Genomic DNA, 24,149 nt, shown 5'->3' with positions numbered 1-24,149 from the left:
TGTGAAAACCGGCATGCGATTTCTGCCCGTCAACCCCCGCGCGCTGCTGGTCGAGCTGGACGACCTGGAGCAGACGCTGGCGCTGTTCGCCGCGCTGCAGCGCAGGCCCATCGACGGTGTCGATGAAATCGTGCCCGCCGCGCGCACGCTGCTGGTTCACCTGCAGCCCGGCGCGCCGGATGTCGCCGCCATCGCCCACGAATTGGTGCAGCGCGACCTGTCCGGCGCCATCGAGCGCGGCGGCGCGCGCATCGAAATCCCCGTGCGCTACGACGGCGCCGACCTGGCCGAGTTGGCCGCGCTGCTGGGCATCGGCACGGCCGAGCTGATCGCCCGCCACACCGGGCAGGACTACACCGTGGCGTTTTGCGGCTTTGCGCCCGGCTTTGCGTACCTGAGCGGCGGCCACCCCAGCCTCGACGTGCCGCGCCGCGCCACGCCGCGCACCCGGGTGCCCGCCGGCTCGGTCGCCCTGGCCGGAACCTTTGCCGCCGTCTACCCCAGTGAGACGCCCGGCGGCTGGCAGCTGCTGGGCACCACCGAGCTGAAGATGTGGGACCTGGCGCGCGATCCGCCCGCGCTGCTGCAGCCGGGCATGCGCGTGCGCTTCGTCGACATTACTACAAATTCGATAGCTGTCCACGCTCGATCCGCGGGCGCTACAGGCCAAAAAGACTCACAAACACCGGCTACGACCCCCCACGCCGGCCCGGCGCTGCAGGTGCGCGCCACCGGCCTGCAAACCCTGGTGCAGGACGCCGGCCGCGCGGGCCAGGCGGCGCAGGGCGTGTCGGCCGCCGGCGCGCTCGACCAGGGCGCGCTGCGGCGCGCCAACCGCCTGGTTGGCAATGCCGGCACCCTGCCGGTGCTGGAGGCCTTGGCCGGCGGGCTGCAACTGGTCAGCCTGGGCAATACGGTGGTGGCCGTCACCGGCGCCACCGGCCCGCTCACGCTCACCCGCGTCGACGGGCGCGCGTGGTCGGTCGAACGCAACCAGGCCGTGGCACTGACCGACGGCGACAGTTTGACGCTGGGCCAGCCCGTCACCGGCCTGCGCAGCTATGTGGCGGTGCGCGGCGGCTTCGACGTCGCCCCGGTACTGGGCAGCGCCAGCCGCGACACCCTGGCCAAGATCGGCCCGCCCGCGCTGGCCGTGGGCCAGCAGCTGCCGGTGGGCGACGCGCGCGCCTGCGGCGCCGTCGCCGCGCCCGAGCTCGCCCCGCCGCCGCTGCCCCGCGCGGGCGACACCATCACGCTGGACATCACCCTGGGCCCGCGCACCGACTGGTTCACGCCCGAGGCGGTGGCCCTGCTGGCCGCGCAGCGCTGGCAGGTCACCCAGCAGGCCGACCGCGTGGGCTTGCGCCTTCACGGCGAAGTCGCACTGGCGCGCGCGCAGACGCAGGAGCTGCCCAGCGAAGGCACGGCGACCGGCGCCATCCAGGTGCCCGCCAGCGGCCAGCCCGTGCTGTTTCTGGCCGACCATCCGCTGACGGGCGGCTACCCCGTCATCGGCTGCGTCGCGCCCTGGCATCTCGACCTGGCGGCGCAAATCCCGCCCGGGGCGTGGATTCGCTTTGCGCCGCTGGCACCGTTTGCAGAAATCGAAGGGACATCGCCATGAAAAAAGTGCTCATCGCCAACCGCGGAGAAATTGCGGTGCGCGTCATCCGCGCCTGCGCCGACCACGGCCTGAAAAGCGTGGCGGTCTACGCCGACGACGACCTGCAGGCCCTGCACGTGCGCCTGGCCGACGAGGCCCACGCGCTAAACGGCCAGCGCCCGGCCGACACCTACCTCGACATCGGCAAGCTGATCGCCGTGGCGCAGAAAAGCGGCGCCAACGCGGTGCACCCCGGCTACGGTTTCTTGTCCGAAAACGCCGCCTTCGCGCAGGCCGTGATCGACGCCGGCCTCACCTGGATCGGCCCGCCGCCCAGCGCCATGGCCCTGCTGGGCGACAAGCTGAGCGCGCGCGAGCTGGCCACCCGCGTGGGCGCGCCGCTGGTGGCGGGCACCACCGAGCCGGTCCAGGACGTGGCCGAGATCCACGCCTTCGCGCGCCAGCATGGCCTGCCGATCGCCATCAAGGCGGCCTATGGCGGCGGCGGGCGCGGGCTGAAGGTGGTGTGGCGGGCCGACGAGATCGACGAGTTGTTCGCCTCGGCCGTGCGCGAGGCCCAGGCCGCCTTTGGCCGCGGCGAATGCTTTGTCGAACAGTTTCTGGACCAGCCCCGTCACATCGAGGCCCAGGTGCTGGCCGATGCGCATGGCACGGTGCGCGTGCTGGGCACACGCGACTGCTCGCTGCAACGGCGCAACCAGAAGCTGGTGGAAGAAGCGCCCGCGCCCTTTTTGACCGACGCGCAGCGCACGCGCATCCACCAGGCCGCGCAAAAGATCTGCCAGGCCGCGGGCTACGTCAGCGCCGGCACGGTGGAATTTTTGCTGGCCCAAAGCGGCGCGATCTCGTTTCTGGAGGTCAACACCCGCCTGCAGGTCGAGCACCCGGTGACCGAGGAGACCACCGGCTTCGACCTGGTGCGCGAGCAGTTTCGCGTTGCCGAGGGCGCGCGCCTCGATGCGGCCGACGTGCCCGCGCCGCACGGCCACGCCTTCGAGTTCCGCATCAACGCCGAGGACGTGGGCCGCGGCTTTCTGCCTGCGCCCGGCCGCATCACGCGCTTCGATGCGCCCGGCGGCCCGGGCGTGCGCGTGGACAGCGGCGTGGCCGCGGGCTCGCTGGTGGCGGGTCAGTTCGACTCGCTGCTGGCCAAGCTGATCGTGTGGGGCCCCACGCGCCAGGCCGCCATCGAGCGCGCGCGCCGCGCGCTGGCCGAGTTCGAGATCGAGGGCGTGCCCAGCGTGCTGCCCTTTCACCGCGCGGTGATGCGCCACGCCGACTTCAGCGGCGGCGAGCGGCTGGCCGTGCACACGCGCTGGATCGAGACCGAGCTGATGCCCCAGTGGCAGCCCGAGCCCGCCAGCCGCCCCGAACCGCAGGCCGGCGGCCTGACGCGCACGGCGATCGAGATCGACGGCCGCCGAGTGCTGCTGGGCCTGCCCGCCAGCCTGCTGGCCGGTCTGGCCGCCGCCCAACCCGGCGCGGCGGCCGGCGTGCCCGAGGCCGCACCCGTCGCCGACGACAGCGCCGTCACCGCACCGGCCGCCGGCACCCTGCTGGCCTGGAAGGTCGAGGACGGCGCCGCCGTGCAGGCCGGCGAACTGCTGGCCGTGATGGAAGCCATGAAGATGGAAATGCAGGTGCTGGCGCCGCGCGCGGGCACCATCCGCCGGCGCGCCGAAGCGGGCGCCGTCCAGGCTGCCGGCGCCGTGCTGGCGCACATCGACGCCGCCTGACGCCGCGCGCCGGGTTACGCACCGATACGGAACTCACGCGCGCGCGGTGCACGGCCAAGGCCGGCGCCGCGTTCAAGGGGCACCAGGCTGCGCAAACAGCCGCCATCGATGGAGTCCCTGATGAAAACCCTGCAACGCATCGCCCTCGCGGGCCTTCTGGCCGCCGGCACGCTGGGGCTGGCCGGCACCGCCCAGGCACGCGACGATGTCTATTGGTCGCTGGGCATGGGCGCGCCGGGCGTGGCGGTGGGCGTGGGCAACGTGCCGCCGGTGGTGTATGGGCCGCCGCCCGTCTACGTCGCGCCGCCGCCGGTCTATGTGCGGCCGCGCCCGGTCTACGTGGCGCCCCCGCCCTATTACGCGGCCCCGCCCGTCATGTACGGGCCACCGCCCGGCTACTGGGGTTGGCGCGAGCGCCGCTGGCACCATGGCGACCGCCGGTGGCGGCACTGGCGCGATCGCGACGACGACTGAGGTCGTGACCCGGCCCCTCAGCGGCTGAAGCCCGCGCCCGCCGACGAGGCGCGGCTCTGGCTCGACAGCTCGAACAGGCATTGCAGATAGGGCTGGACCTCGTCCCAGGGCGCCAGGTCCTCGTGCAGTTGCGCCAGGTTGCGGCTGGCCGCCACGGCGTCGGGCCAGCCTTCGACCGTGTGCTCGCTGGTCATGGCCGCGCGCGTGTCGGCCGCGTCGTGCAGGGCGGGGTCCTGGTGCCCGTAGGCATGGAACTCGATCACGCGTGGCGGCTGCGGATAGGACGCGCCGGGGCACACCTCCTCGGTGGCGCCACCCGCTTCGCGCTCGACGTGGCCGGCGGCAAACGAGTCCTGCACCGTGTGCAGCACCGAGCCGAAGGCGATGTGGTGCAGCTTGGGCGCCAGACCGCTGGCGGCGTCCTGCCGGCCGCGGATGTACAGGTCGGCCACGGTCCAGCCGGTGCAGCCGAAGCGCTGCTGGATGGTGGCGATCGGCACGTCGCGCAGCAGGCGCGCGCCGTTGATCTGCCGCGCGGACACCTTCCACGCGAACTCCAGCCAGTCCAGCACCTCGGCCTGCGTGACGCTGGCAGGTATGCCCTCGTCGCTGGCCATGGCGTGCAGAAACTGCAGGTCGCCGAAGTGCGAGCGCGTCATCACGTTGCCGACCACCTCGCCCGGGCCGGCGCGGCAGCCCACGATGCGCTGCGTCTGCGCGATCTTCTGCGCGTCGGCGAACAGGCAGTACCAGCACGCCGGCTGGGTCGAAAAGCGCACCGTCTGGTCGACGCGGCACGACTTGCCGAAGGCGCCGCACTGGCCCTGCCCGGGGCTCAGGCTGAAGGGCGGCAGGTCGTTCCAGCGCACGCCGTAAATGATGAAGGGCGTGGCCCAGTCCTGGTCGGCCTGCGCGCAGACCGCGTCCTGCGCCAAGTCGCGCGGCGCCACCGGGCAGTCGTAGGCCAGTTGGGTGATTTCCTCGTGCACGCGGCCCTTCAGCAGGATGCCCAATCGACCGGCGATCAGGGCCAGCGTCGAATCGGGTTCGTTGGTCAGCCGCGACTCCATGGCCGGCCCCAGCGGACCCAGCTGAAAGGCCATCCCCCCCGTTGCCACGGCCGACAGCCACCAGGCCAGCACGCCGCGCGCCCAGCCACGGGTGACGGATCGCCGAAACGCCAGTCGAAGTTGAATCACGATGCGACCCCTTCGGTGTGTCGGGCCGATTGTCCAGCCGCCGAGCGCCGTTGTCGCCTGTGGCGCGCTGTACTCGAAAGTACCCACATTTTGTCAGCAAATGCAGTGCGTGCCCTCTCCTCCACCCGATAAAACACACCCAACCCCAGTCAGGCCAGGCGCCTTAGAACCCGATGCAGAGCTTCATCTTGGTTGCAATTGCTGCACTCTGGTGACAGTTATGCTTGCCGCTGCCGCGACCATGCAGACATCCGAGTTTTTTGAGGAGTTTTATCTTGCGCAAGAACCAACACCGTCCCCTGCAACGCATCGCCCTCGTCGCCGCCTTGCTCGCCGGCCTGGCCAGCGCCGGCTGCGCCAGCCGTCCGACCAATGCCCAGATCGGCACCGGCGTCGGTGCCGTGGCCGGCGGCGTGGCCGGCAATGTGCTGTTCGGCAACACGCTGGGCACCGTGGGCGGCGCCGCGGCCGGCGCGCTGATCGGCAACGAGGTGGGCAAGAACCAGCGCCGGCGCTGAGAGGCCCTACTTGCCGACCAGCTGATTGAGCTTGTCGGCCGCGAAGTGCTCGGCCTTGGCGGCGTCCTCCGGCACGCAGTCGGGGTCGATGCGGCAGGCCAGCTTTTCAACCGCCTGCCACAGCTGCGCGATCTGGTGCTCGTGTCCGGCCGTGCCGTCGATCAGGCCGCGCAGCGCCTGGCTCACCGGGTCGTCGTTTTCGGTCACGCCGTAGGCTGAAAAACCCATCTTGGCCGCCGCCGCCTCGCGCTTGGCGGCGTCGTCGGCCAAGATGATGCGTGCCGGGTTGCCCACCGCTGTGGCCCCGGGCGGCACCGGCTTGGTGACCACGGCCGACGAGCCGATCTTGGCGCCGTCGCCCACCGTGAAGCCGCCCAGGACCTGGCTGGATGCGCCCACCACCACGCCCTTGCCCAAGGTGGGGTGGCGCTTGCTGCCCTTGACCAGCGAGGTGCCGCCCAAGGTCACGCCTTGGTAGATGGTGCAGTCGTCGCCGATCTCGGCCGTCTCGCCGATCACCACGCCCATGCCGTGGTCGATGAACACGCGCTCGCCGATGGTGGCGCCGGGGTGGATCTCGATGCCGGTGAAAAACCGCCCCCAGTGCGAGATCCAGCGCGCCAGCCAGTGCCAGCCGCGCAGCCACAGCGCGTGCGCCAGGCGGTGCAGCACCAGCGCGTGAAAACCGGGGTAGGAAAACACGACGTCCCACACGCTGCGCGCGGCGGGGTCGCGCTCGAGGATGGCCTGGGCGTAGGAGCGAAAGCGGTCGAACATGGTGGGCGCAAAGTCTAGTGTTTTTTGGCGCTGGCCGCGTCCTGCATGGCGCGCGCGATGCCGCGCAGGATGTGGACCTCTTCGGCGCTGGGCCGGGCGCGGTTGAAGAGCTGCTGCAGGCGCGGCATCAGCTTCTTGGGCGCCGCGGGGTTCAAGAAGCCGACCGCCGTCAGCGCCTGCTGCCAGTGCGCCACCATGGCGCCCAGCTGCGCCGCATCGGCCGGCAGGTGCGCCGGCACGCCGCCCGGCGGCCGCGCGCCCCAGCCGCCCGCGCGCGCGTCCAGCGCCTGGCGCCAGTCGTAGGCGATCAGCTGCACGGCGGCGGCGATGTTGAGCGAGCCGTAGGCCGGGTTGGTCGGGATGCTGAGCGCGGCGTGGCAGCGGTACACGTCCTCATTGGCCATGCCGTAGCGCTCGCTGCCGAACAGCAGGGCCACGCCCAGCGGCGGTTTTTGAGCCAAATCGGCCTCCAGACCGCTGGCATCAAGCGCTGGTAGCTCCTCATTCAATAGCAATTCGAAATGAGCGCGCGGACTGCGCGTGGGCGGGCCGAAGTCGCGCGGCGTCATCACCGTCGCGCACAGCTGGGTCATGCCGGCCAGCGCCTCGTCCAGCGTGGCCACGGTGCGCGCGCGCTGCAGCACGTCGGTGGCGCCGCTGGCGCGCTCGATCGCCTCCGCGCGCGTCAGCACATCGGGCCAGCGCGGACGCACCAGCACCAGGTCATCGAAGCCCATCACCTTCATGGCGCGCGCCACCGCGCCCACGTTGCCGGCGTGGCTGGTCTCGATCAACACGAAGCGGGTGCGCACGGGGTCCATGGCGCTCGATTGTCGCCGCGCGGCTAACATCGGCCGTTTCATCGTTTGATCGCCCTGCCACCATGAGCCCCATCGCCAACGTCACCCTCAACCCCCAGGCCAACGTCTACTTCGGCGGCAAGTGCGTCTCGCACAGCTTCACGCTGGCCGACGGCACGCAAAAGAGCGCTGGCGTGGTGCTGCCGGCCGAGCTGACCTTCAACACCGGCGCGGCCGAGATCATGGAATGCGTGGCCGGCGGCTGCGAATACCGGCTGGCCGGCAGCGACGGCTGGCAAAAGTCCGGCCCCGGCGAGCGTTTTGAAATCCCGGCAAACTCGGCTTTCGACATTCGCGTGGCCGAGGCCTATCACTACATCTGCCACTACGCCTGACCGCCTTTTCATGAGCACTGACGCCGCCAACCCCAGCCTGATCGACTCGCCCACCGCCGCCTGGCGCCTGCTGACCACGCTGGGCCTGGTCACCCTGGGCAACAGCGGCATGTACGTGGTGTCGGTGGTGCTGCCTGCCGTGCAGACCGAGTTCGGCGTCAGCCGCGGCGCGGCCTCGCTGCCCTACACGCTGATGATGGTCGGGCTGGGCCTGGGCGGCATCTTCACCGGCCGCCTGGCCGACCGGCACGGCATCGCGCGCGTGCTGGTGGTGGGCGCCGTGGCCGTGCTGGCCGGTTATCTGTGGGCCGCCACGGCGGGCAGCGTCTGGTCGTTCGGGCTGGCGCATGCGCTGCTGGGCTTTCTGGGCGGCTCGGCCACCTTCGCACCGCTGATGGCCGACACCACGCTGTGGTGGCACAGGCGGCGCGGCATCGCCGTGGCCATTTGCGCCAGCGGCAACTACGTGGCCGGCGCGCTGTGGCCGCCGCTGGCGCAATGGGGCATCGAGCACTACGGCTGGCGCCCCACCTACCTGGCACTGGGCCTGATCTGCGGCGTGGGCATGGTGCTGCTGTCGCTGCGCATGCGCCAGCGCCCGCCGGCGGTGCAGCCCGCCGCGCCCGGCGCCGCCGGGCAGGCGGTGGCGGGCGAGCGCCCGTTCGGCCTGTCGCCCGCGCATGCCCAGTGGCTGCTGTGCGTGGCCGGCGTGGCCTGCTGCGTGGCCATGGCCATGCCCCAGGTGCACATCGTGGCCTATTGCACCGACCTGGGCTACGGCCCCGCGCGCGGCGCCGAAATGCTGTCGCTGATGCTGGCCAGCGGCATCGCCAGCCGCCTGGTGTCGGGCTGGATCTGCGACCACATCGGCGGCGTGCGCACGCTGCTGCTGGGCTCGGTGCTGCAGGGCCTGGCGCTGCTGCTGTTTCTGCCCTTCGACGGCCTGGCCTCGCTGTACGTGGTGTCGGCGTTGTTCGGCCTGTTCCAGGGCGGCATCGTGCCGGCCTACGCCATCATCGTGCGCGAGCACTTCGCCCCGCGTGAAGTCGGCGCGCGCGTGGGCGCCGTCATCATGGCCACCATGCTGGGCATGGCCCTGGGCGGCTGGATGAGCGGCTGGATCTTTGACATCACGGGCAGCTACCACGCGGCCTTTTTGAACGGCATCGGCTGGAACCTGCTGAACCTGAGCATTGCCGGGTTTCTGTTCTGGCGCACATACGCCGCGCCCACGCGTCGGCTGCGCGTCGGCTGAAGACCGCACGGGGCGGCGACTCGGCGCGCGTCAAGCCCACGGCGGCGCGAGAGCGCCACCTTTGCGCCCGACCTGCGACCGCCCGCTTCGGCTCGCGCGCGCGTGCCGTATTTTCTTCGGACGTCAACCGCCCATCGACGAACACATTCCTGAAATTTCCATATTGGAGAATATTTGTTTTCCATTTCAGAATTTCATACGATGCATTCATCCTGACCTCAAGCTCCGTCATGTCCGCTGCCGAAAATCCTCCCCAACCCTTGTCCGGCGTGCGCGTCGTCGAGTTCTGCTCCACCGCGTCGGGGCCCTTTTCCACCATGCTGCTCTCCGACATGGGTGCCGAGGTGGTCAAGATCGAACCGCCGGCGGGCGACGGCCTGCGCCAGTGGCCGCCGCTGAACGAGGGCTACAGCGAAAACTTCGCCTCGCTCAACCGCAACAAGCGCTCGGTGGTGCTCAACCTGAAAGACCCTGCCGACGCCGCGCTGGCGCGCCGGCTCATCCTCGAGGCCGACGTGGTGGTCGAGAACAACCGGCCCGGCGTGATGGACCGGCTGGGCCTGGGCTGGGCCGCCATGTCGGCCGAAAAGCCCCAGCTGCTGTACTGCTCGATCTCGGCCTACGGACAAACCGGCCCGCGCTCGGGCGAAGGCGGGTTCGACCTGACCATCCAGGCCGCGTCCGGCGTGATGAGCGTGACCGGCGAGCCCGCTGGCGCGCCCGTCAAGTGCGGCGTGCCGCTGGTGGACTTCGCGTCGGGCCTGTACGCGGCCTTCTCGATCGCGGCCATGCTGGTGCAGGTACGCGCCGGCGGGCGCGGCGCGCACATCGACATTCCCATGTTCGGCTGCACGCTGGGCATCGCCGCGCTGCAGACCAGCGAATACTTCGGCAAGGGCGAAAGCCCCGTCAAGCTGGGCTCGGCGCACCCGCGCAATGCGCCGTATCAGGCCTATCACGCGCAGGACGGCTACTTCGCCATTGCCGCCGGCAACCACAAGCTGTGGTTGAGCGTTCTGGATGTCGTGGCGATGCCCGATCTGGCCCAGGACCCGCGCTTTTTGACCCCCACCGACCGCGCGCAAAACCAGGGCGCGCTGAAGATCTTGCTGGAGGCCCAGTTCACCCAACGACCCGTGGCCCACTGGATCGACGCCTTCAACGCGGCCGGCGTGCCGCATGCGCGCATCAACGACTACGCCGCCGCGCTGGCCGACCCGCAGACCGCCCACATGGGCTGGGTGCAGCCGCTCACCCTGCCCAACGGCCGGCAAACCCGCACCTTCGCCTCGCCGGTTCGCCTGAACGGCCAGGGTTCGCCCATTCGCCGTCCCCCGCCCGATCTCGGCCAGCACACGGCCGAGATCCGCGCCGAACAAGCCACCCGCGAGGTGCAGGCATGACATCCGAAAGCCGCCTGCTCAGTTTCGTCGCCGCCATGACGCGCCTGGCCCAGGCCCACCCGGGTGACGAAGACCGCCTGATCGACGGCGCCACGCCCTTGATGGCCGACCTGGTCACGCACGACGACTGGCTGCCCACCGCCATGGCCGCCTCGCACCCGCAGCACTACCAGCAGCTCCTGCTGTACGGCGACCCGCTGGACCGCTTCTCGCTGGTCAGCTTTGTCTGGGGGCCGGGCCAGAAGACGCCGGTGCACGACCACACCGTGTGGGGCATCATCGGCATGCTGCGCGGCAGCGAGTGCGGCCAGCGCTACGCGCGCGGCGCCGACGGGCAACTGGCGCCGCACGGCACCGAGGCCACGCTGCTGCCGGGCCAGCTGGACATCGTCTCGCCCACGCGCGGCGACATCCATGTGGTGCGCAACGCGCTGGCCGATCAGGTCTCCATCAGCATCCACCTCTACGGCGGCAACATCGGCCGCATCGCACGCCATGTGTTCGTGCCCGAGACGGGCGCGGTGAAGGATTTCGTCTCGGGCTATTCCAACGCGCTGGCGCCCAACCTGTGGGCCAGGGCCGCGGCATGAGCGCAAGCGAACTGCTCAGCCGGCGCGACGGCCCGGTGTTGCATCTGCAGCTGAACCGGCCCGACAAGGGCAACGCACTGTCGGCGGCCTTGGTGGCCGCCTTGGCCGAGGCGGTTGAAGCGGCCGCACAGGACGAATCCCTGTGTTTGCTGGTGCTGTCGGGCGCCGGTCGCCATTTCTGCACCGGCTTCGATCTGTCCAGGCTCGATCAGGAGACCGACGACAGCCTGTTGGCGCGCTTCACGCGGGTCGAATTGCTGCTGCAAGCCGTGCATGCTGCCCCATTCACCACCTTGGCGCTGGCCCACGGCCGCACCATGGGCGCGGGCGCCAACCTGTTCGCCGCTTGCGACGAGCGCTGGATCGTGGACGACGCCAGCTTCGCCTTTCCGGGCGCCGGCTTCGGGCTGGTGCTGGGCACCGCGCGCCTGGCCGGCCTGGTGGGCGCCACGCGCGCCGCCAACTGGATCGAGTCGGGCCGCCCCATCGACGCCGACGAGGCCCTTGCCGGCCGCCTGGCCACGCGGCGCATCGATGCGCAAGCCGTTGACGGCGAATGCGAGCGCCTGCGTGCGCGCGTCAGCCGGCTCAATCCGCTCACGCAACGAGCCATCCACACCGCCATCGCCGCCGGCCGCCATCCGCGTGGCGCCGCCGGCGATGCCGACGATCTGGCGCGCCTGGTGCGCTCGGCCGCCCGCCCCGGCCTGCGCGAACGCATCGCGGCCTACCGTGCCGCGCAGAGCAAAAATTGAAGACCCTCTTGCTCAACACGCCGATGGCGAGCACACGCAAGCCGATGGTGGTTACGCCGACGGAGCCAAATGCCCCGTGCGCAGCGCCGAAGCCTGGTCGGCGGCCTGCATGACCCGTTGACCCAGTGCCTTGACACCCCGCGCGCGGATGCGTGCGGCCGGGCCGGAGATGCCAATGGCGGCCACCACGTGCCGACCGCCATCGAACACCGGCGCGGCAATACCCCAGACGCTCGCGCGCCATTCGCCGCGATTGACCGCATAGCCCCGTCGGCGCACCCGTTCCAGTTCAAGCGCCAAGGCCGAGGTGTCGGCCAGCGTCGATGGCGTGAACGCTTGCAGCCGGCGCACCGTCATCAGGCCGGTCGGGGGCTGTTCGCGCCAGGCCAGCAGGGCCTTGCCGGTGGCCACGCAGTAGGCCGGCGCGCGCCCTCCGATGACGCTGTAGGCGCGCACGGGCTCCGGGCTGTCGAGCTTGTCGACATAAATCACCTCCTCGCCGCTGAGCACCGACAGGTGCACCGTTTCGTTGGTCTCGGCCAGCAGCATGCGCATGGCCGGCGCCGCCGTCGCCCGAAAGTCGAGCTGGTGCAAGGCCTGGGCGCCCAGCTCCCACACCTTCAAGGTGGCGCGATAGCCCCCACGCCCGCCTTCGTTCACGACATAGCCCGTCTCCACCAGCGCCTGCAGCAGGCGGTGCACGTTGCTGGCGCCCATTTGCAGCTCGTGCGCCAGCTCGCTCACGCCCAAGGCCTGGGTGCGCGACGCCAGCACCTCCAGCAGACGCAAGCCCTTGATCAGCGTATTGTTCATTCAATATCTTGGTGATTTTCCATTTTGGAATCATATTCTCAAATGACAGAAGCAAGAGGGAGAACTCTCATTCAGTCAGAACGCTCAGGGCCGCGCTGGCCACCTTGCCAAGCCGTTGAAGCGCGGCGCCACGCCGCCGCGCAGGCCGATCCGGCAAGAAGGGTTGACAATCGCGCCATCAACACGCTGTTCGCACCCTCGTGGGCTTGCGCGATGGCGCTCCAGCCCCAAGTCCTTGGCCACCCCGCACCCTCCCCGACGCGCCGCCGCACTCGCCATGATCGTGGTGATCGGCGTGTGGGCCTACGGCTGGGTGGTGATGAAGCAGGTCACGTCTTACGTCGGCCCGTTCGACTTCGTTGCGCTGCGCTTTGCCTTGGCCACCGCCTTGCTGTTTGGCGTCATGGCGCTGCGCCGCCAGTCGTTCAAGCCCCCGCCGCTGGGTTTGACCCTGGCCGTGGGGGTGAGCCAGACCACGGCCTTTCAAAGCCTGGCGCAATGGGCGCTTGCCAGCGGCGGTGCCGGACGGGTGTCGGTGCTGGCCTACACCATGCCGTTCTGGTCGGTGCTGCTGGCCTGGTGGTTGCTGCACGAGCGCCCCGGCGCGCGCCAGTGGCTGGGCATCGCGCTGGCGGTGGCTGGCCTGATTTTCATCATCGAACCCTGGCAGGGGCTGGGCAGCTGGCAAAGCGCGGCGCTGGCCATCACCAGCGGCGCCTGCTGGGGCCTGGGTACGGTGCTGTCCAAGCGCATGTTCGAGTTGCACCGGCCTTCGCCGCTGGCCTTCACCGCCTGGCAAATGCTGCTGGGCACGTTGCTGCTGATCGTGGCGGCGTGGCTGATCCCCTCGCGCCCGATCGTTTGGTCGGGTGCCATGATCTACGGACTGCTGTACTCGGCCGTGCTGGCCACCAGCCTGGCGTGGACGCTGTGGTCCTTCGTCGTCGAGCGCCTGCCCACCACCGTGGCCAGTCTGTCCGCGCTGGGCGTGCCCATCGGCGCCGTGCTGCTGTCCTGGGCGTTGCTGCACGAGCGCCCCAGCGCGATGGAGCGCATCGGCATCGTGCTGATCGTGCTGGGCCTGTTGGTGACCAGCACGGCCGGCGCGCGCCGCGCGCCCATGCCCGATCCGCCGGCGTAGCGCCCGTGCGGCTTCGGCTGCGTTTCAGCGCACGACGCTGCAGCCCTTGGCCGTGGATGGATCGGTCACCGCGCCAGATGATGGCCGGCTTGGCCACCGGGTTGAGGTGCACCCGTGTCAAGCCGCAGCGTGAGGGCGCGCGGGCACAGCCAGCCGAGCACGGCCGCAATCACGAACAGGGCGGGCACATCGCCCAGCAGGTGCCCCGCATGCTGCGCATCGGCCAGCGACTGGACGGCCATGAGGCCTCCATGCGCGATGCTCGACCAGAGGGTGAAGGCGATGAGGCTCAGGTGCTGCTCGGGATCGCGCGCGACCAGCAGCAAAAAAACACCCAAGGTCGCGTAGATGGCGATGATCATCGGCAGGTACTCGGACTGGCCGTGATGCCAGGACCAGCCCGAGGGCCAGAGCACCGTGAGGGGATACACCCCGAAGATGAACACCAGGCCGAACAAGCGAAGCGCCAGTCGAAGGCGTCTGGTGCGATCGGCATCCGTCATGGCGATTCCTGCTGCAGGCGGCGAATGCTGGCGCTGCTGAAGGGCCCGCCCAGCACCAGGCTGATCCAGCAGACGTTGAACATGCCGGCGGTGAGCGGGAAAAAGCTCCAGACCAGCGCCGCCACACCCAAGGGATGTTGGCGCAAGCCGATGCCGACCGCCAGAAAGGCCATGCCGGCGCACAGGCGGAACACGCGCCCGCGGGTGCCATTGATCCAGCAGCCGAAGCCGGACCGGTTGAAGCGTTCGGACAGCGTCATGGTTTTCTCCCCGGCTCACGCCGAGCTGACCGGCTTGCCGGCGGCCTGCCAGCCCTTGAAGCCGCCGTCCAGGTGCGCGACGTTGGCGTAGCCCAAGCCGCGCAGCGCCTCGACCGCCAGCGCGGATCGCCCGCCGGATGCGCAATACAGGATCACCCGGTCGCCCGGCCTCAGCTCGCTCTTGTGATAGGGGCTGGCGGGGTCGGCGTAGAACTCCAGCATCCCGCGCGAGGCGTGCACCGCGCCCGCGATGGCGCCGCCGGCCAGTTCCGGGGCATCGCGGACGTCGACCAGGGTCGCGCGGCCGGTGTTCAGCTCCTGCTCGACCTGGTCGGCGCTGAGGTTGTCGATGCGGCCCCTGGCTTCCTGGACCTGTTGGGTGATGGGTTTTGCTGTCATGATGCGTCTCCTGAGTGGTCTGGACGTGCGCGCTCAGTGTCCATCCGGGGCGGCACTGCAAGCAATGCCCGATCGTCCAGAAGATGTGCTCAAAACGCCTCGGCACGACCAAGGGCGAGCCATGAGCCGCGACCTGCTATCCGACGTGCTGACGCTGGTGCGCCTGACCGGCGCACTGATCTTTCAGTTCGACGTCAAGGGCCCCTGGGGGGTGGCGGGCGAGCCCTTGCTGGAGAAGTTCGCCCCCCTGCTGCCGCCCGGCACCAGCAACGTCATCGCCTTCCACGTGGTGCTCGAAGGCGAGTGCTGGATTCGGCATGCCGCGCGCGACTGGTTCGCCGTCCACGCCGGGCAGGTGGCGGTGATCTCGCACGGCGGCCGGCACGAACTGGGCGACCAGCCCGGGCGCCCCAGCCTGCCGTTCGAGGCCATGCTGGGCGGCCGCCCGCTGCTGGCGGCGCGCCACCTGCAGTTCGACACCGGACCCGGCGGCACCAGCAAGGTGCTGTGCGGTTTTCTGGGCTGCGACCGGCGTGCCTTCGAGCCCCTGTGCGGTTCGCTGCCGCCGGTGTTCCAGGTCGACCTGGGCGAGCGCATGCAGACGCTGGTGCCCTATGCGGTGGCCAACGCGCTCGACGACAGCCCCGGCGCCGAAGGCCTGCGCGGGCGCCTGGCCGAGCTGCTGTTTCTCGGCGCCCTGCGCATCTACCTGCGGGAGCTGCCCGCCAACGCCTCGGGTTGGCTGGCCGGCGTGCGCGACCCGGTGATCGGCCGCGCCATGCAGGCCATGCACGCCGCGCCGCAACGGCACTGGACGCTGGACGAACTCGCCGCCGCGGCTGCCAGCTCGCGCTCGGCCGTGGCGGCCCGCTTCAGCGAGGTGCTGGACGAGTCCCCGATGCGCTACCTGACGCGCCTGCGCATGGCTGTGGCCGCGCGCCTGCTCACCGACAGCCACAAAAGCCTGGCGGCGATTGCCGAGGAAGTCGGCTACGAGTCGCCCGCCGCGTTTCAGCGCGCCTTCAAGCGCGAGTTCGCCATGCCGCCGGCGGCGTGGCGCAGGAACGCCACCGAAACCACCCCGCGAGCCGAGCCGCAGGCGGGGCTTGTTGGATAGAGACCCCGGCGCCGCTACACCACCACCGGCTCCGGCTCCAGCCGGATGCCGAAGCGCTCGTACACGCTGGTCTGGATCGCCTTGGCCAGCGTCATCACCTCGCCGCCGGTGGCCGGGTGCTGGCGCCCGCCGCGGTTGACCAGCACCAGCGCCTGCTTGTCGTACACCGCCGCGTTGCCCACGCTCTTGCCCTTCCAGCCGCAGGCGTCGATCAGCCAGCCCGCGGCCAGCTTGACGCTGCCGTCGGGCATGGGGTAGTGCACCACGTGCGGGTCGCGGCCGATGATGTCCTGGCACTGCTCGGGCGTCACGGTGGGGTTCTTGAAGAAGCTGCCGGCGTTGCCGATGACGGCCGGGTCGGGCAGCTTGGCGCGGCGAATCGCCACGATCCAGTCGAAGATCTGGCGCGCGCTGGGCTGGTGCACGCCCTCTTCCTGCATCTTGCGCTCCAGGTCCAGATAGCCCAGCACCGGCTGCCACGCGCGCGGCAGCGCAAAGCGCACGCGCAGGATCAGCGCACGGCCGGCCAGGCCGAAGTCGCCATCGTGCGCGGCGTGGTGCTTGAAGACCGAGTCGCGATAGCCGAAGCCGCACTGCGCGGCATCCAGCGTGAACCGCTCGCCGGTATGCAGGTCGATCGCGTCCAGTTCATGAAAGCGGTCTTGCAGCTCCAGCCCATAGGCACCGATGTTCTGCACCGGGCTGGCGCCCACGGTGCCGGGGATCAGCGCCAGGTTTTCGAGGCCGGGCAAGCCTTGATCCAGCGTCCAGGCCACGAAGTCGTGCCAGTTCTCGCCCGCGCCGGCTTCGACGAGGGTGTGGCGCTCGGTCTGGCCCACGATGCGCCGGCCCGGCACCTCCACCTTCAGCACGGTAGCCTTGACGTCGCCCGTCAGCACGATGTTGCTGCCGCCGCCCAGCACGAACTTGCCTGGCGCGGCCAGCTCGGCGTCGGCCAGCGCGTCGCGCACGTCCGCCTCATGGCGCACACGCACCAGTTGCGCGGCGCGCGCGGCGATGCCGAAGCTGTTCAGGGCCTGCAGGGAGACGTTGCGCTCGACGAACATGGGACAATTGTCGCACTCACTTTTTGCTTGCAAAGGATTGGCCCATGCCCTCTTTCGACACAGTTTGCGACCCCGACATGGTGGAGGTGCGCAACGCGGTGGACAACGCCGCCAAGGAAATCGGCACGCGCTTCGACTTCAAGGGCACCAGCGCCGCCATCGAACTGAAGGACAAGGAAATCACCCTGTTGGGCGATGCCGAGTTTCAGCTGCAGCAGGTGGAAGACATCCTGCGCGGCAAGCTGACCAAGCGCGGCGTGGACGTGCGCTTTCTGGACAAGGGCAGCGTGCAGAAGATCGGCGGCGACAAGGTCAAGCAGGTGGTCAAGGTCAAGAGCGGCATCGCCACCGAGGACAGCAAGAAGATCCAGAAGCTGGTGAAGGAAAGCAAGCTCAAGGTGCAGGCCGCCATTCAGGGCGAGGCGGTGCGCGTGACCGGCGCCAAGCGCGACGACTTGCAGGCGGTGATGGCGTTGCTGAAGAAGGAAATGACGGAGCTGCCGCTGTCGTTCGACAACTTCAGGGATTGAGCGGGCGCCTGCAGGGCTTGAGGCCCAAAGGATCGAGCGGCCGCGGAGCAGGCCATGCCAGCAATCGCCGTGAACGGGGTTTCCCCGGTCACTGGCGATGCCCCCTCGAGGGGGGATGCCGCAACATCGCGCAGCGAGTGGAGCAACGGGGGAGGTACTTTTTTTTCAGCGTTGCGCGGCGGTGACGACCATCTCGATCCTCCACGCCGGGTCGGCCAACGCGGCCTGCACGGTGGCGCGCGGCGGCGCGTGGCCGGGGGCCACCCAGGCGTCCCACACCGCGTTCATGCCGCCGATGTCGGCGATGTTGGCCAGGTAGATCTGCACGCGCAGGATGCGGCTCTTGTCGCTGCCGCAGGCGGCCAGGTGCGCGTCCACCTGGGCCAGCACGTCGGCGGTCTGGCTGCGGATGTCGGCGGCGCCGCTTTCGGGCACCATGCCGCCCAAGTGCACGATGCCATTGAAGACCGAGGCCTCGCTCAGGCGCTGACCCACGCACAGTCGAGTGATGGTGCTCATGATTTTTTGCTCCCCAGTCTGGATTCGGTGCCGGCCAGCAGGCGGCGGATGTTCTCGCGGTGGCGATAGATCAGCAGCAGCGCCATCGCCGTCATGGCCAGCGCCTTGGCGCCGCTGGCGGCCCACGCCACGCCGTCACCCAGCAGGTAGTACGCGGGCGCAAACACCGCCGCCACGATGGAAGCCAGCGACACGTAGCGGAAGAAAAGCACGATGATGACGAAGGTCGCCAGCGTGGCCCCGGCCAGCAGCGGCTCGAACGCCAGCAGCACGCCGAGCGCCGTCGCCACGCCCTTGCCGCCCTTGAAGGCGAAAAACACCGGATAAAGATGGCCCAGAAACGCCGCCAGCCCGGCCAGCGCCTGCGCGCCCTCGCCCAGGCCGTACGCGGGGCCGAACCACTTGACCAGCATCACCGGCAGCCAGCCCTTGGCGGCGTCCAGCAGCAGGGTGACGATGGCCGCCGCCTTGGAGCCCGAGCGCAGCACATTGGTGGCGCCCGGGTTGCCGCTGCCATAGCTGCGCGGATCGGCCAGGCCCATGGCGCGGCTGACGATGACGGCAAAACTGAGCGAGCCGATCAGGTAGGCCGCGAGCGTGGCCGCGGCGGTGCCCAAAGCATTCAAGCGTGTTACTCCTCTTTTTGTAGCTGACGGCGCTTCATCGACAAGCGCAGGATGCGCATTTTGCCACCATGCGCAAGCGCGCCGTTGTTACAAATCGATGGCGCATTCGACCGGCTTGGCGTGCAGCAGGGTGACGCAGACCTGCGGGTCGATGCCGATCAGGTAGCCGCGTCGCCCGCCGTTCAGGGCGATGCGCGGCAGCCGGAGGATGCTCTTTTCGATGAACACCGGCATGGCGCGGCGCGTGCCGAAGGGCGAGGTGCCGCCCACCTGGTAGCCGCTGTGGCGGCTGGCCACCTCGGGCTTGCAGGGCTCGACCGACTTGGCGCCGATCTGCCGTGCCAGGTTCTTGGTGCTGACCTTTCGGTTGCCGTGCATCAGCACGATCAGCGGCTTGGCGTCCTGGTCTTGCATGACCAAGGTCTTGACCACGCTGAAGGGGTCGAAGCCCAGCACCTCGGCGCTGTGCGTGGCGCCGCCGTGCTCGACGTACTCGTACGGGTGCTCGGTGAAGGCCACGCCGTGCTGGCGCAACACGGCGGTGGCGGGCGTTTCGCTGACGTGGGCGGTCTTGGCCTTGGGCATCGGCTTCAGGGCCTCATTGCGCGGGGTCGCGGGCTTCGAGGCGGATCGCATCGACAGCGGCCAGCAGTTCGGGCGACAACTGCACGTTCCAGGCATCCAGGTTTTCGTCCAGGTGCGCCAGGCTGGTCACGCCGATCAAGGTGCTGGCCACGCGCCAGGAGCGATAGCAGAACGCCAGCGCCAGCTGCGTGGGCGTCAGGCCGTGATCGCGCGCCAGCTGGTTGTAGCGCCGCGCCGTGGCCAGCGCGGCGGGGCGGCCCCAGCGCATCTTGCGCTGGCGCTCGTACAGGCTCATGCGGCCCACGGGCGCGCCGGGCCCGGTGAAGCCGCTGGCGTCGTACTTGCCCGTCAGCAGGCCGGCACCCAGCGGCGAAAAGGCCAGCAGACCCACGTTCAGGCGGTGACAGCTTTCGTCCAGCGCGTTGTCGACCGAGCGGTTGATCAGGCAGTAGCAGTTTTGCACGCTGGCCACGCGCGGCAGGCCCAGCTGCTCGGCCAGGCGCACGAACTCGTGCACGCCGTAGGGCGTTTCGTTGGACAGGCCGATCTGGCGCACCTTGCCGGCCTGCACCAGCCGCGCCAGCGCCTGCAGCTGCTCCACGATCGGCGTTTGCGAGTGCTCCTGCGCCGGGTCGTAGTACAGGCGGCCGAAGGCGGGCACCTGGCGCTCGGGCCAGTGGATCTGGTAGAGGTCGATGACCTCGGTTTGCAGGCGCTTGAGGCTGGCGTGGCACGAGGCCTCGATGTCGGCCGCCGTCATGCCGGCGCCGGCGCGAATCCAGGGCGCATCGCGCGAGGGGCCGGCCACCTTGCTGGCCAGCACGATGCGCTGGCGCATGCCGGGCCGGGCCTTCAGCCAGTGGCCGATGATGGCCTCGGTGCGGCCGTAGGTCTCGGCACGCGGCGGCACCGAATACATCTCGGCCGTGTCGACAAAGTTGACACCGCGCTCGATGGCGCGGTCCAGGATGGCATGGGCGTCGGGCTCGCTGACCTGCTCGCCGAAGGTCATGGTGCCCAGGCCGATGGGGGTGACGCGCAGCTCGCTGGCGCCCAGGGAAATGGTGTTCATCATGGGGCGAGTTTAGGCCCCTGCCCTACAACACCCCCGCCGCGCGGGCGCGCTCCTCCTCCTGCAGGCGCAGCACGCGCCGCTGCACCTTGCCCGAGGTCGTCATCGGCAACTGCTCGATGAACTCGATCTCCTTCGGGTATTCGTAGGGCGCCAGCTTGCCCTTCACGTGCTCTTGCAGCGTCACGATCAATGTGGATTCAAAATGGCCTTCAGCGCCCGCCTGCATTGCGCGAGCAGCTACAAAATCAGGACTGAGCACGACATAGGCCTTGACCAGCGCGCCGCGCGCGGCGTCGGGCTTGGGCACCACCGCGCAGTTGAGCACCGCCGGGTGCTTGACCAGGCAGTTCTCGATTTCGCCCGGGCCGATGCGGTAGCCCGCGGCCTTGAACACGTCGTCGGCCCGCCCCTGATACCACAGGTAACCCTCGGCATCGCGCACCGCCAAGTCGCCCGTGCGCCACCAGTCGCCCGTGAACTTGGCGCGCGTGGCGGCCTCGTTGTTCCAGTAGCCCAGAAAGAAGATTGGGTCGTGGTGGCCGTGGATGTCGGTGCGGCGGATCGCCACCTCGCCCGGCTCGCCCACCGGCACTTCCTCGCCCCGGTCGTCGATCAGCGCGATGAGGTGGCCGGGGTAGCCGCGGCCCATGCTGCCGGCCCGGGCGGGCCAGCCGACGCCCGGCAAACGGTGGTCGTTCATGGCGCAGTTGCCGACGATGTAGTTCACCTCGGTCTGGCCGAACATTTCGTTGACCACCACGCCCAGCTCCTTGCGGCAGTAGGCAAACACCGCGTCGCCCGCCGCCTCGCCGGCGCTCATCAGGCCCTGCAGGTGCAGCGCGTGGCGCGGGCGCGGGTGCGGCACGGCCTTCATCATGGCCTTGAGCGCGGTCGGGAACAAAAAGGCGTGCGTGACGCGGTGGCGCGACAGGATCTCGAACGCCTCTAGCGGGTCGAAGCGGCGGTTGTGCGCCACGATGGGACGGCCGAAATACAGGGTGGGCAGCAGCGCGTCCATCAGCCCGCCCGTCCAGGCCCAGTCGGCCGGGCTCCAGAAGACGGCACGACTGGCGCGCTCGGGCGCGGTCGGATCGAAACCGAACCAGTTCTGGCTGCACACGAAGCCGGGCAGGTTGCCGATCAGCACGCGCTGCGGAATCAGCGCGCCCTTGGGCGGGCCGGTGGTGCCGCTGGTGTAGATCAGCACGGCCGCATCGTCGGCCAGGGTGTCGGCAGCGGCGAAGCGGTCGCGCGACTTGGCCAGCAGCGCGTGCCATTCGTGGTCGGCGCGCTCGGCACCGGCGCCCAGGCCGATGACGGTCTGCAGTGCCAGGCAGGTGTCGCGCGCGGCCAGCAGGTTGTCCAGCGCCCCTTCGTCGCAGATGGCGACCGTGGCCGCCGCGTTCTGCAGGCGATATTCGAGCGCCTCGGGGCCGAACAGCTGCGACAGCGGCATGGCGATGGCCCCCATCTGCAGCACCGCCATGTAGGCCACGGCGGTCTCGAAGCGCTGCGGCATGACGATGGCCACGCGGTCGCCGGTGCGCACGCCCAGGCGCGTCAGCGCGTTGGACAGGCGGTTGGCCTGCGCCTGCAGCTGCGCATACGAGTACGTCGCCGGCTTGCCGCCCACGCGGTGCTCGATCACCGCCACCCGCTCGGCCGCGCCCGGCAGCGCCGCCCAGCGCGCCGAGCAGGCCAGCGCGATGTTGAAGTGACGCGGCACCAGCCAGTGAAAGCCGGCCTGCATGGCCGCGTAGTGGTCACCCGATTGACTCTGGCTCATGGGATGTCTCCTCTATCATGCGCGCCGATGTCCACCTACACCGTCCTCAGGCGCGCGCGCAGCGATTTTGTCCCGCTGCGACTGTACCGCTATCACGTGCTTTTGTGGGGCCGAATCGGCCCGCGCCCGCCGCTGGTGCTGGTGCACGGCTGGATGGACGTGGCCGCCAGCTATCAGTTCATGGTCGACGCGCTGTCTGATGATTTTTTCAAGGACCGCCTGATCATCGCGCCCGACTGGCGCGGCTTTGGCCAGAGCAGCGGCCCGGCCTGCGACCACTACGCCTTTGCCGACTACCTGGGCGACCTGGACGCCCTGCTCGACCACTACGCCGGCGCCACCGCGGTCGACCTGGTCGGCCACAGCATGGGTGGCAACGTGGCCATGATGTACGCCGGCGCGCGGGCCCAGCGCGTGCGCCGGCTGGTCAACCTGGAGGGCTTCGGCATGCCCGCCACCCGGCCCCAGCAGGCGCCCGGCCGCTTCGCCCGGTGGATGGACGAGATCAAGGCCCTGCAGCGGGGCGAGCATGACTTGAAGACCTACGACGACGCGGCCGGCGTGGCCGCGCGCCTGATGAAGACCAACCGCCGCCTGCCGCAAGGCAAGGCCGACTGGCTGGCGCGCCAGTGGGCCGAGCCGCGCACCGGGGCCGATGGCGCCACGCGCTGGCACATCCGCGGCGACGCCGCCCACCGCATCACCAGCGCGCAGCTGTTCCGCGTCGACGAGATGCTGGCGCTGTACGCCGCCATCACCGCGCCCACCCTGATGGTGGAGGCCAGCGACGACAGCCTGCGCACCTGGTGGCAGCGCCGCTTCACGCTGGACGAATTTCATCAGCGCCTGCAGTCCGTCCCCGATTGCCGCTGCCACACCCTGCCCGACTGCGGCCACATGCTGCACCACGACCAGCCCGAATTGCTGGCGCGCCAGATCGAAGCCTTTCTGGCGCCCGCCTGAGCGCCGCCGCGCCGCGCGGCAATGCCTGCGCGCGCATGGGAAAATACTGGGTTTGGCGCGCCACGAACGCGTGCGCGCCCCACATTGGAATATTGAACACCATGGACGCAGAACACCTGAACCAGATCGGCACCCAGATCGAAGACCTCCGCGCGCGCACCGCCGAACTCCGGGGGTATCTTTGACTACGACAACAAAGCCGAACGCCTGAGAACCGTCAACGCCGCGCTGGAAGACCCCGCGGTCTGGAACGACCCCAAGAAGGCCCAGGAGCTGGGCAAGGAAAAAAAGCAGCTCGACGGCGTGGTCCTGGTGCTGGACGACTTGGCGCGCGAGCTGACCGACGGCGCCGAGCTGTATGAACTGAGCCGCGACGAAGGCGACGACGGCGCCCTGCTGGCCATCGAGCAGGACACCGATCGGCTGCAAAAGACGGTGGAGGAGTTGGAGTTTCGCCGCATGTTCAACCAGCCGGCCGACCCGCTCAACTGCTTTCTGGACATCCAGGCCGGCGCCGGCGGCACCGAGGCCTGCGACTGGGCCAGCATGCTGCTGCGCCAGTACCTGAAGTACGCCGAGCGCAAGGACTTCGCCACCACCATCGAGGACGAGACGCCGGGCGACAGTGCCGGCATCAAGGGCGCCACCATCAAGATCGAGGGCGAATACGCCTACGGCCTGCTGCGCACCGAAACCGGCGTGCACCGCCTGGTGCGCAAGAGCCCGTTCGACAGCTCAGGCGGGCGCCACACCAGCTTCGCCAGCGTGTTCGTCTACCCCGAGATCGACGACTCGATCGAGATCGACATCAACCCGGCCGACGTGCGCGTGGACACCTACCGCGCCAGCGGCGCCGGCGGCCAGCACATCAACAAGACCGACTCGGCCGTGCGCCTGACGCACATGCCCACCGGCATCGTGGTGCAGTGCCAGGACAGCCGCAGCCAGCACAGCAACCGCGACGTCGCCTGGCGGCGCCTGCGCTCGCGCCTGTACGACCACGAGATGCGCAAGCGCATGGAAGAGCAGCAAAAGCTGGAGGACAGCAAGACCGACGTCGGCTGGGGCCACCAGATCCGCAGCTACGTGCTGGACAACAGCCGCATCAAGGATTTGCGCACCGGCGTCGAGGTCAGCAACACGCAGAAGGTGCTGGACGGCGACCTGGACGCCTTCATCGAGGCCTCGCTCAAGCAGGGCGTCTGAGTTTTTTCGAGACAAATCGGGCTGCAGCGCCCA

Annotated in this window: 27 protein-coding genes; 14 read left to right on the top strand and 13 right to left on the bottom strand. The window is 69.7% G+C overall.

Translation table 11 applies throughout. The features are described from left to right. Positions 1 to 13 precede the first annotated feature (13 nt). The 3 genes from ACWHMB_RS07970 (at position 14) to ACWHMB_RS07960 (ending at position 3,834) form a co-directional block, all read left to right on the top strand. Positions 14 to 1,624 (top strand): 5-oxoprolinase subunit B/C family protein, encoded by a 1,611-nt coding sequence (locus ACWHMB_RS07970; RefSeq protein WP_377480131.1) that lies wholly within the window; start codon positions 14 to 16, stop codon positions 1,622 to 1,624. Beyond that, complete coding sequence (locus ACWHMB_RS07965; protein WP_447648497.1) at positions 1,621 to 3,360, top strand: acetyl/propionyl/methylcrotonyl-CoA carboxylase subunit alpha; 1,740 nt, start codon at positions 1,621 to 1,623, stop codon at positions 3,358 to 3,360. The genes ACWHMB_RS07970 and ACWHMB_RS07965 overlap by 4 nt, the downstream gene beginning before the upstream one ends. Before the next feature lie 120 nt (positions 3,361 to 3,480). After that, entirely contained in the window at positions 3,481 to 3,834 is a 354-nt protein-coding gene (locus ACWHMB_RS07960) for a hypothetical protein (RefSeq protein ID WP_377480138.1), read from the top strand. A 17-nt stretch (positions 3,835 to 3,851) separates the two neighbouring features. Here the strand turns inward: ACWHMB_RS07960 and ACWHMB_RS07955 are convergent, their stop codons facing one another. Then, on the bottom strand, positions 3,852 to 5,033 hold the full coding sequence (locus tag ACWHMB_RS07955; RefSeq protein WP_377480141.1) for a hypothetical protein: 1,182 nt from the start codon (positions 5,031 to 5,033) through the stop codon (positions 3,852 to 3,854). Positions 5,034 to 5,332: 299 nt separating this feature from the next. Here ACWHMB_RS07955 and ACWHMB_RS07950 point away from each other — a divergent pair, with 299 nt between their 5' ends. Further along, positions 5,333 to 5,551 carry a glycine zipper 2TM domain-containing protein gene (locus tag ACWHMB_RS07950; RefSeq protein WP_293223185.1) on the top strand — a complete coding sequence of 73 codons (219 nt, stop codon included), beginning with the start codon at positions 5,333 to 5,335 and terminating at the stop codon, positions 5,549 to 5,551. Positions 5,552 to 5,557: 6 nt separating this feature from the next. Here ACWHMB_RS07950 and cysE read toward each other — a convergent pair whose 3' ends face one another. Together cysE and ACWHMB_RS07940 are read right to left on the bottom strand one after the other, a co-directional pair. Further along, the gene (cysE, locus tag ACWHMB_RS07945; protein WP_377480144.1) at positions 5,558 to 6,328 is read right to left on the bottom strand and encodes a serine O-acetyltransferase; all 771 of its coding nucleotides are present in this window, start codon (positions 6,326 to 6,328) and stop codon (positions 5,558 to 5,560) included. Positions 6,329 to 6,342: 14 nt separating this feature from the next. Further along, positions 6,343 to 7,140 (bottom strand): RNA methyltransferase, encoded by a 798-nt coding sequence (locus ACWHMB_RS07940; RefSeq protein ID WP_377480788.1) that lies wholly within the window; start codon positions 7,138 to 7,140, stop codon positions 6,343 to 6,345. Positions 7,141 to 7,211: 71 nt separating this feature from the next. Between ACWHMB_RS07940 and ppnP the strand changes: the two genes are divergently transcribed. From ppnP to ACWHMB_RS07915, 5 genes are all read left to right on the top strand, one after another. Next, complete coding sequence (gene ppnP, locus ACWHMB_RS07935; protein ID WP_377480147.1) at positions 7,212 to 7,523, top strand: pyrimidine/purine nucleoside phosphorylase; 312 nt, start codon at positions 7,212 to 7,214, stop codon at positions 7,521 to 7,523. Between the two features lie 10 nt (positions 7,524 to 7,533). Beyond that, the gene (locus ACWHMB_RS07930) at positions 7,534 to 8,778 is read left to right on the top strand and encodes an MFS transporter (protein WP_447648496.1); all 1,245 of its coding nucleotides are present in this window, start codon (positions 7,534 to 7,536) and stop codon (positions 8,776 to 8,778) included. A gap of 230 nt (positions 8,779 to 9,008) precedes the next feature. Continuing rightward, positions 9,009 to 10,181 (top strand): CaiB/BaiF CoA transferase family protein, encoded by a 1,173-nt coding sequence (locus tag ACWHMB_RS07925; protein WP_377480153.1) that lies wholly within the window; start codon positions 9,009 to 9,011, stop codon positions 10,179 to 10,181. Beyond that, entirely contained in the window at positions 10,178 to 10,771 is a 594-nt protein-coding gene (locus ACWHMB_RS07920) for a cysteine dioxygenase family protein (RefSeq protein ID WP_377480157.1), read from the top strand. The genes ACWHMB_RS07925 and ACWHMB_RS07920 overlap by 4 nt, the downstream gene beginning before the upstream one ends. Continuing rightward, entirely contained in the window at positions 10,768 to 11,526 is a 759-nt protein-coding gene (locus ACWHMB_RS07915) for an enoyl-CoA hydratase/isomerase family protein (protein ID WP_447648495.1), read from the top strand. The genes ACWHMB_RS07920 and ACWHMB_RS07915 overlap by 4 nt, the downstream gene beginning before the upstream one ends. A gap of 51 nt (positions 11,527 to 11,577) precedes the next feature. Here ACWHMB_RS07915 and ACWHMB_RS07910 read toward each other — a convergent pair whose 3' ends face one another. Further along, positions 11,578 to 12,339 carry an IclR family transcriptional regulator gene (locus ACWHMB_RS07910; RefSeq protein WP_377480163.1) on the bottom strand — a complete coding sequence of 254 codons (762 nt, stop codon included), beginning with the start codon at positions 12,337 to 12,339 and terminating at the stop codon, positions 11,578 to 11,580. A gap of 235 nt (positions 12,340 to 12,574) precedes the next feature. Here ACWHMB_RS07910 and ACWHMB_RS07905 point away from each other — a divergent pair, with 235 nt between their 5' ends. Next, positions 12,575 to 13,480, top strand: a complete 906-nt coding sequence (locus ACWHMB_RS07905) for a DMT family transporter (RefSeq protein ID WP_377480166.1) — start codon at positions 12,575 to 12,577, stop codon at positions 13,478 to 13,480. Positions 13,481 to 13,545: 65 nt separating this feature from the next. Here the strand turns inward: ACWHMB_RS07905 and ACWHMB_RS07900 are convergent, their stop codons facing one another. From ACWHMB_RS07900 to ACWHMB_RS07890, 3 genes are read right to left on the bottom strand one after another with little or no spacing between them, the layout of a single operon-like run. Beyond that, positions 13,546 to 13,983, bottom strand: coding sequence for a DUF6632 domain-containing protein (locus ACWHMB_RS07900; protein ID WP_377480169.1), 438 nt, complete (start codon positions 13,981 to 13,983; stop codon positions 13,546 to 13,548). Further along, positions 13,980 to 14,243: a hypothetical protein gene (locus ACWHMB_RS07895; RefSeq protein WP_377480173.1), complete on the bottom strand. Its 264-nt coding sequence runs from the start codon at positions 14,241 to 14,243 to the stop codon at positions 13,980 to 13,982. Before ACWHMB_RS07895 ends, ACWHMB_RS07900 begins: the two co-directional genes overlap by 4 nt. A 15-nt stretch (positions 14,244 to 14,258) precedes the next feature. Then, positions 14,259 to 14,642, bottom strand: a complete 384-nt coding sequence (locus ACWHMB_RS07890; RefSeq protein WP_377480176.1) for a rhodanese-like domain-containing protein — start codon at positions 14,640 to 14,642, stop codon at positions 14,259 to 14,261. 121 nt (positions 14,643 to 14,763) lie between these two features. Here ACWHMB_RS07890 and ACWHMB_RS07885 point away from each other — a divergent pair, with 121 nt between their 5' ends. After that, the gene (locus tag ACWHMB_RS07885) at positions 14,764 to 15,759 is read left to right on the top strand and encodes an AraC family transcriptional regulator (RefSeq protein WP_377480179.1); all 996 of its coding nucleotides are present in this window, start codon (positions 14,764 to 14,766) and stop codon (positions 15,757 to 15,759) included. A 14-nt stretch (positions 15,760 to 15,773) separates the two neighbouring features. Here ACWHMB_RS07885 and murB read toward each other — a convergent pair whose 3' ends face one another. After that, positions 15,774 to 16,826 (bottom strand): UDP-N-acetylmuramate dehydrogenase, encoded by a 1,053-nt coding sequence (gene murB, locus ACWHMB_RS07880; protein ID WP_377480182.1) that lies wholly within the window; start codon positions 16,824 to 16,826, stop codon positions 15,774 to 15,776. A 44-nt stretch (positions 16,827 to 16,870) separates the two neighbouring features. Between murB and ACWHMB_RS07875 the strand changes: the two genes are divergently transcribed. Next, positions 16,871 to 17,356, top strand: a complete 486-nt coding sequence (locus ACWHMB_RS07875; protein WP_293223139.1) for a YajQ family cyclic di-GMP-binding protein — start codon at positions 16,871 to 16,873, stop codon at positions 17,354 to 17,356. A gap of 165 nt (positions 17,357 to 17,521) precedes the next feature. On the opposite strand, the gene ACWHMB_RS07870 is transcribed toward ACWHMB_RS07875, so the two are convergent. From ACWHMB_RS07870 to ACWHMB_RS07850, 5 genes are all read right to left on the bottom strand, one after another. Then, complete coding sequence (locus ACWHMB_RS07870) at positions 17,522 to 17,875, bottom strand: RidA family protein (protein WP_293223137.1); 354 nt, start codon at positions 17,873 to 17,875, stop codon at positions 17,522 to 17,524. Beyond that, complete coding sequence (gene plsY / locus ACWHMB_RS07865) at positions 17,872 to 18,501, bottom strand: glycerol-3-phosphate 1-O-acyltransferase PlsY (RefSeq protein ID WP_377480185.1); 630 nt, start codon at positions 18,499 to 18,501, stop codon at positions 17,872 to 17,874. The genes ACWHMB_RS07870 and plsY overlap by 4 nt, the downstream gene beginning before the upstream one ends. A gap of 87 nt (positions 18,502 to 18,588) precedes the next feature. Beyond that, positions 18,589 to 19,086, bottom strand: a complete 498-nt coding sequence (locus ACWHMB_RS07860) for an aminoacyl-tRNA deacylase (RefSeq protein ID WP_377480188.1) — start codon at positions 19,084 to 19,086, stop codon at positions 18,589 to 18,591. 13 nt (positions 19,087 to 19,099) lie between these two features. Beyond that, entirely contained in the window at positions 19,100 to 20,158 is a 1,059-nt protein-coding gene (locus ACWHMB_RS07855) for an aldo/keto reductase (protein ID WP_377480790.1), read from the bottom strand. A gap of 25 nt (positions 20,159 to 20,183) precedes the next feature. Next, positions 20,184 to 21,947, bottom strand: a complete 1,764-nt coding sequence (locus tag ACWHMB_RS07850) for an acyl-CoA synthetase (RefSeq protein ID WP_377480191.1) — start codon at positions 21,945 to 21,947, stop codon at positions 20,184 to 20,186. Positions 21,948 to 21,974: 27 nt separating this feature from the next. On the opposite strand from ACWHMB_RS07850, the gene ACWHMB_RS07845 reads away from it, so the two are divergent. Both ACWHMB_RS07845 and prfB read left to right on the top strand, forming a co-directional pair. Then, the gene (locus tag ACWHMB_RS07845; protein ID WP_377480194.1) at positions 21,975 to 22,910 is read left to right on the top strand and encodes an alpha/beta fold hydrolase; all 936 of its coding nucleotides are present in this window, start codon (positions 21,975 to 21,977) and stop codon (positions 22,908 to 22,910) included. 101 nt (positions 22,911 to 23,011) lie between these two features. Further along, positions 23,012 to 24,116 (top strand): peptide chain release factor 2 gene (prfB, locus tag ACWHMB_RS07840; protein WP_293223125.1). Its coding sequence is split into 2 segments (ribosomal slippage): positions 23,012 to 23,092 and positions 23,094 to 24,116, totalling 1,104 coding nucleotides; the frame shifts between segments, so codons are not numbered across the junction. Positions 24,117 to 24,149: the final 33 nt, after the last annotated feature.

The sequence above is a fragment of the Ottowia pentelensis genome, from assembly GCF_964341695.1.
The sequence above is the reverse complement of the archived record's forward strand: the minus strand, read 5'-3'. Positions and strand labels throughout refer to the sequence as shown.

Bases quoted from the DNA above. Each gene is read 5' to 3' on its own strand.
- ACWHMB_RS07875 (WP_293223139.1), top strand. From the start codon at position 16,871: ATGCCCTCTTTCGACACAGTTTGCGACCCCGACATGGTGGAGGTGCGC.
- ACWHMB_RS07925 (WP_377480153.1), top strand. From the start codon at position 9,009: ATGTCCGCTGCCGAAAATCCTCCCCAACCCTTGTCCGGCGTGCGCGTC.
- ACWHMB_RS07960 (WP_377480138.1), top strand. From the start codon at position 3,481: ATGAAAACCCTGCAACGCATCGCCCTCGCGGGCCTTCTGGCCGCCGGC.
- ACWHMB_RS07855 (WP_377480790.1), bottom strand. From the start codon at position 20,158: ATGAACACCATTTCCCTGGGCGCCAGCGAGCTGCGCGTCACCCCCATC.
- cysE (WP_377480144.1), bottom strand. From the start codon at position 6,328: ATGTTCGACCGCTTTCGCTCCTACGCCCAGGCCATCCTCGAGCGCGAC.
- ACWHMB_RS07900 (WP_377480169.1), bottom strand. From the start codon at position 13,983: ATGACGGATGCCGATCGCACCAGACGCCTTCGACTGGCGCTTCGCTTG.
- ACWHMB_RS07965 (WP_447648497.1), top strand. From the start codon at position 1,621: ATGAAAAAAGTGCTCATCGCCAACCGCGGAGAAATTGCGGTGCGCGTC.
- ACWHMB_RS07890 (WP_377480176.1), bottom strand. From the start codon at position 14,642: ATGACAGCAAAACCCATCACCCAACAGGTCCAGGAAGCCAGGGGCCGC.
- murB (WP_377480182.1), bottom strand. From the start codon at position 16,826: ATGTTCGTCGAGCGCAACGTCTCCCTGCAGGCCCTGAACAGCTTCGGC.
- ACWHMB_RS07885 (WP_377480179.1), top strand. From the start codon at position 14,764: ATGAGCCGCGACCTGCTATCCGACGTGCTGACGCTGGTGCGCCTGACC.
- ppnP (WP_377480147.1), top strand. From the start codon at position 7,212: ATGAGCCCCATCGCCAACGTCACCCTCAACCCCCAGGCCAACGTCTAC.
- ACWHMB_RS07910 (WP_377480163.1), bottom strand. From the start codon at position 12,339: ATGAACAATACGCTGATCAAGGGCTTGCGTCTGCTGGAGGTGCTGGCG.
- ACWHMB_RS07895 (WP_377480173.1), bottom strand. From the start codon at position 14,243: ATGACGCTGTCCGAACGCTTCAACCGGTCCGGCTTCGGCTGCTGGATC.
- ACWHMB_RS07915 (WP_447648495.1), top strand. From the start codon at position 10,768: ATGAGCGCAAGCGAACTGCTCAGCCGGCGCGACGGCCCGGTGTTGCAT.
- ACWHMB_RS07860 (WP_377480188.1), bottom strand. From the start codon at position 19,086: ATGCCCAAGGCCAAGACCGCCCACGTCAGCGAAACGCCCGCCACCGCC.
- ACWHMB_RS07970 (WP_377480131.1), top strand. From the start codon at position 14: ATGCGATTTCTGCCCGTCAACCCCCGCGCGCTGCTGGTCGAGCTGGAC.
- ACWHMB_RS07920 (WP_377480157.1), top strand. From the start codon at position 10,178: ATGACATCCGAAAGCCGCCTGCTCAGTTTCGTCGCCGCCATGACGCGC.
- ACWHMB_RS07845 (WP_377480194.1), top strand. From the start codon at position 21,975: ATGTCCACCTACACCGTCCTCAGGCGCGCGCGCAGCGATTTTGTCCCG.
- ACWHMB_RS07870 (WP_293223137.1), bottom strand. From the start codon at position 17,875: ATGAGCACCATCACTCGACTGTGCGTGGGTCAGCGCCTGAGCGAGGCC.
- ACWHMB_RS07930 (WP_447648496.1), top strand. From the start codon at position 7,534: ATGAGCACTGACGCCGCCAACCCCAGCCTGATCGACTCGCCCACCGCC.
- ACWHMB_RS07850 (WP_377480191.1), bottom strand. From the start codon at position 21,947: ATGAGCCAGAGTCAATCGGGTGACCACTACGCGGCCATGCAGGCCGGC.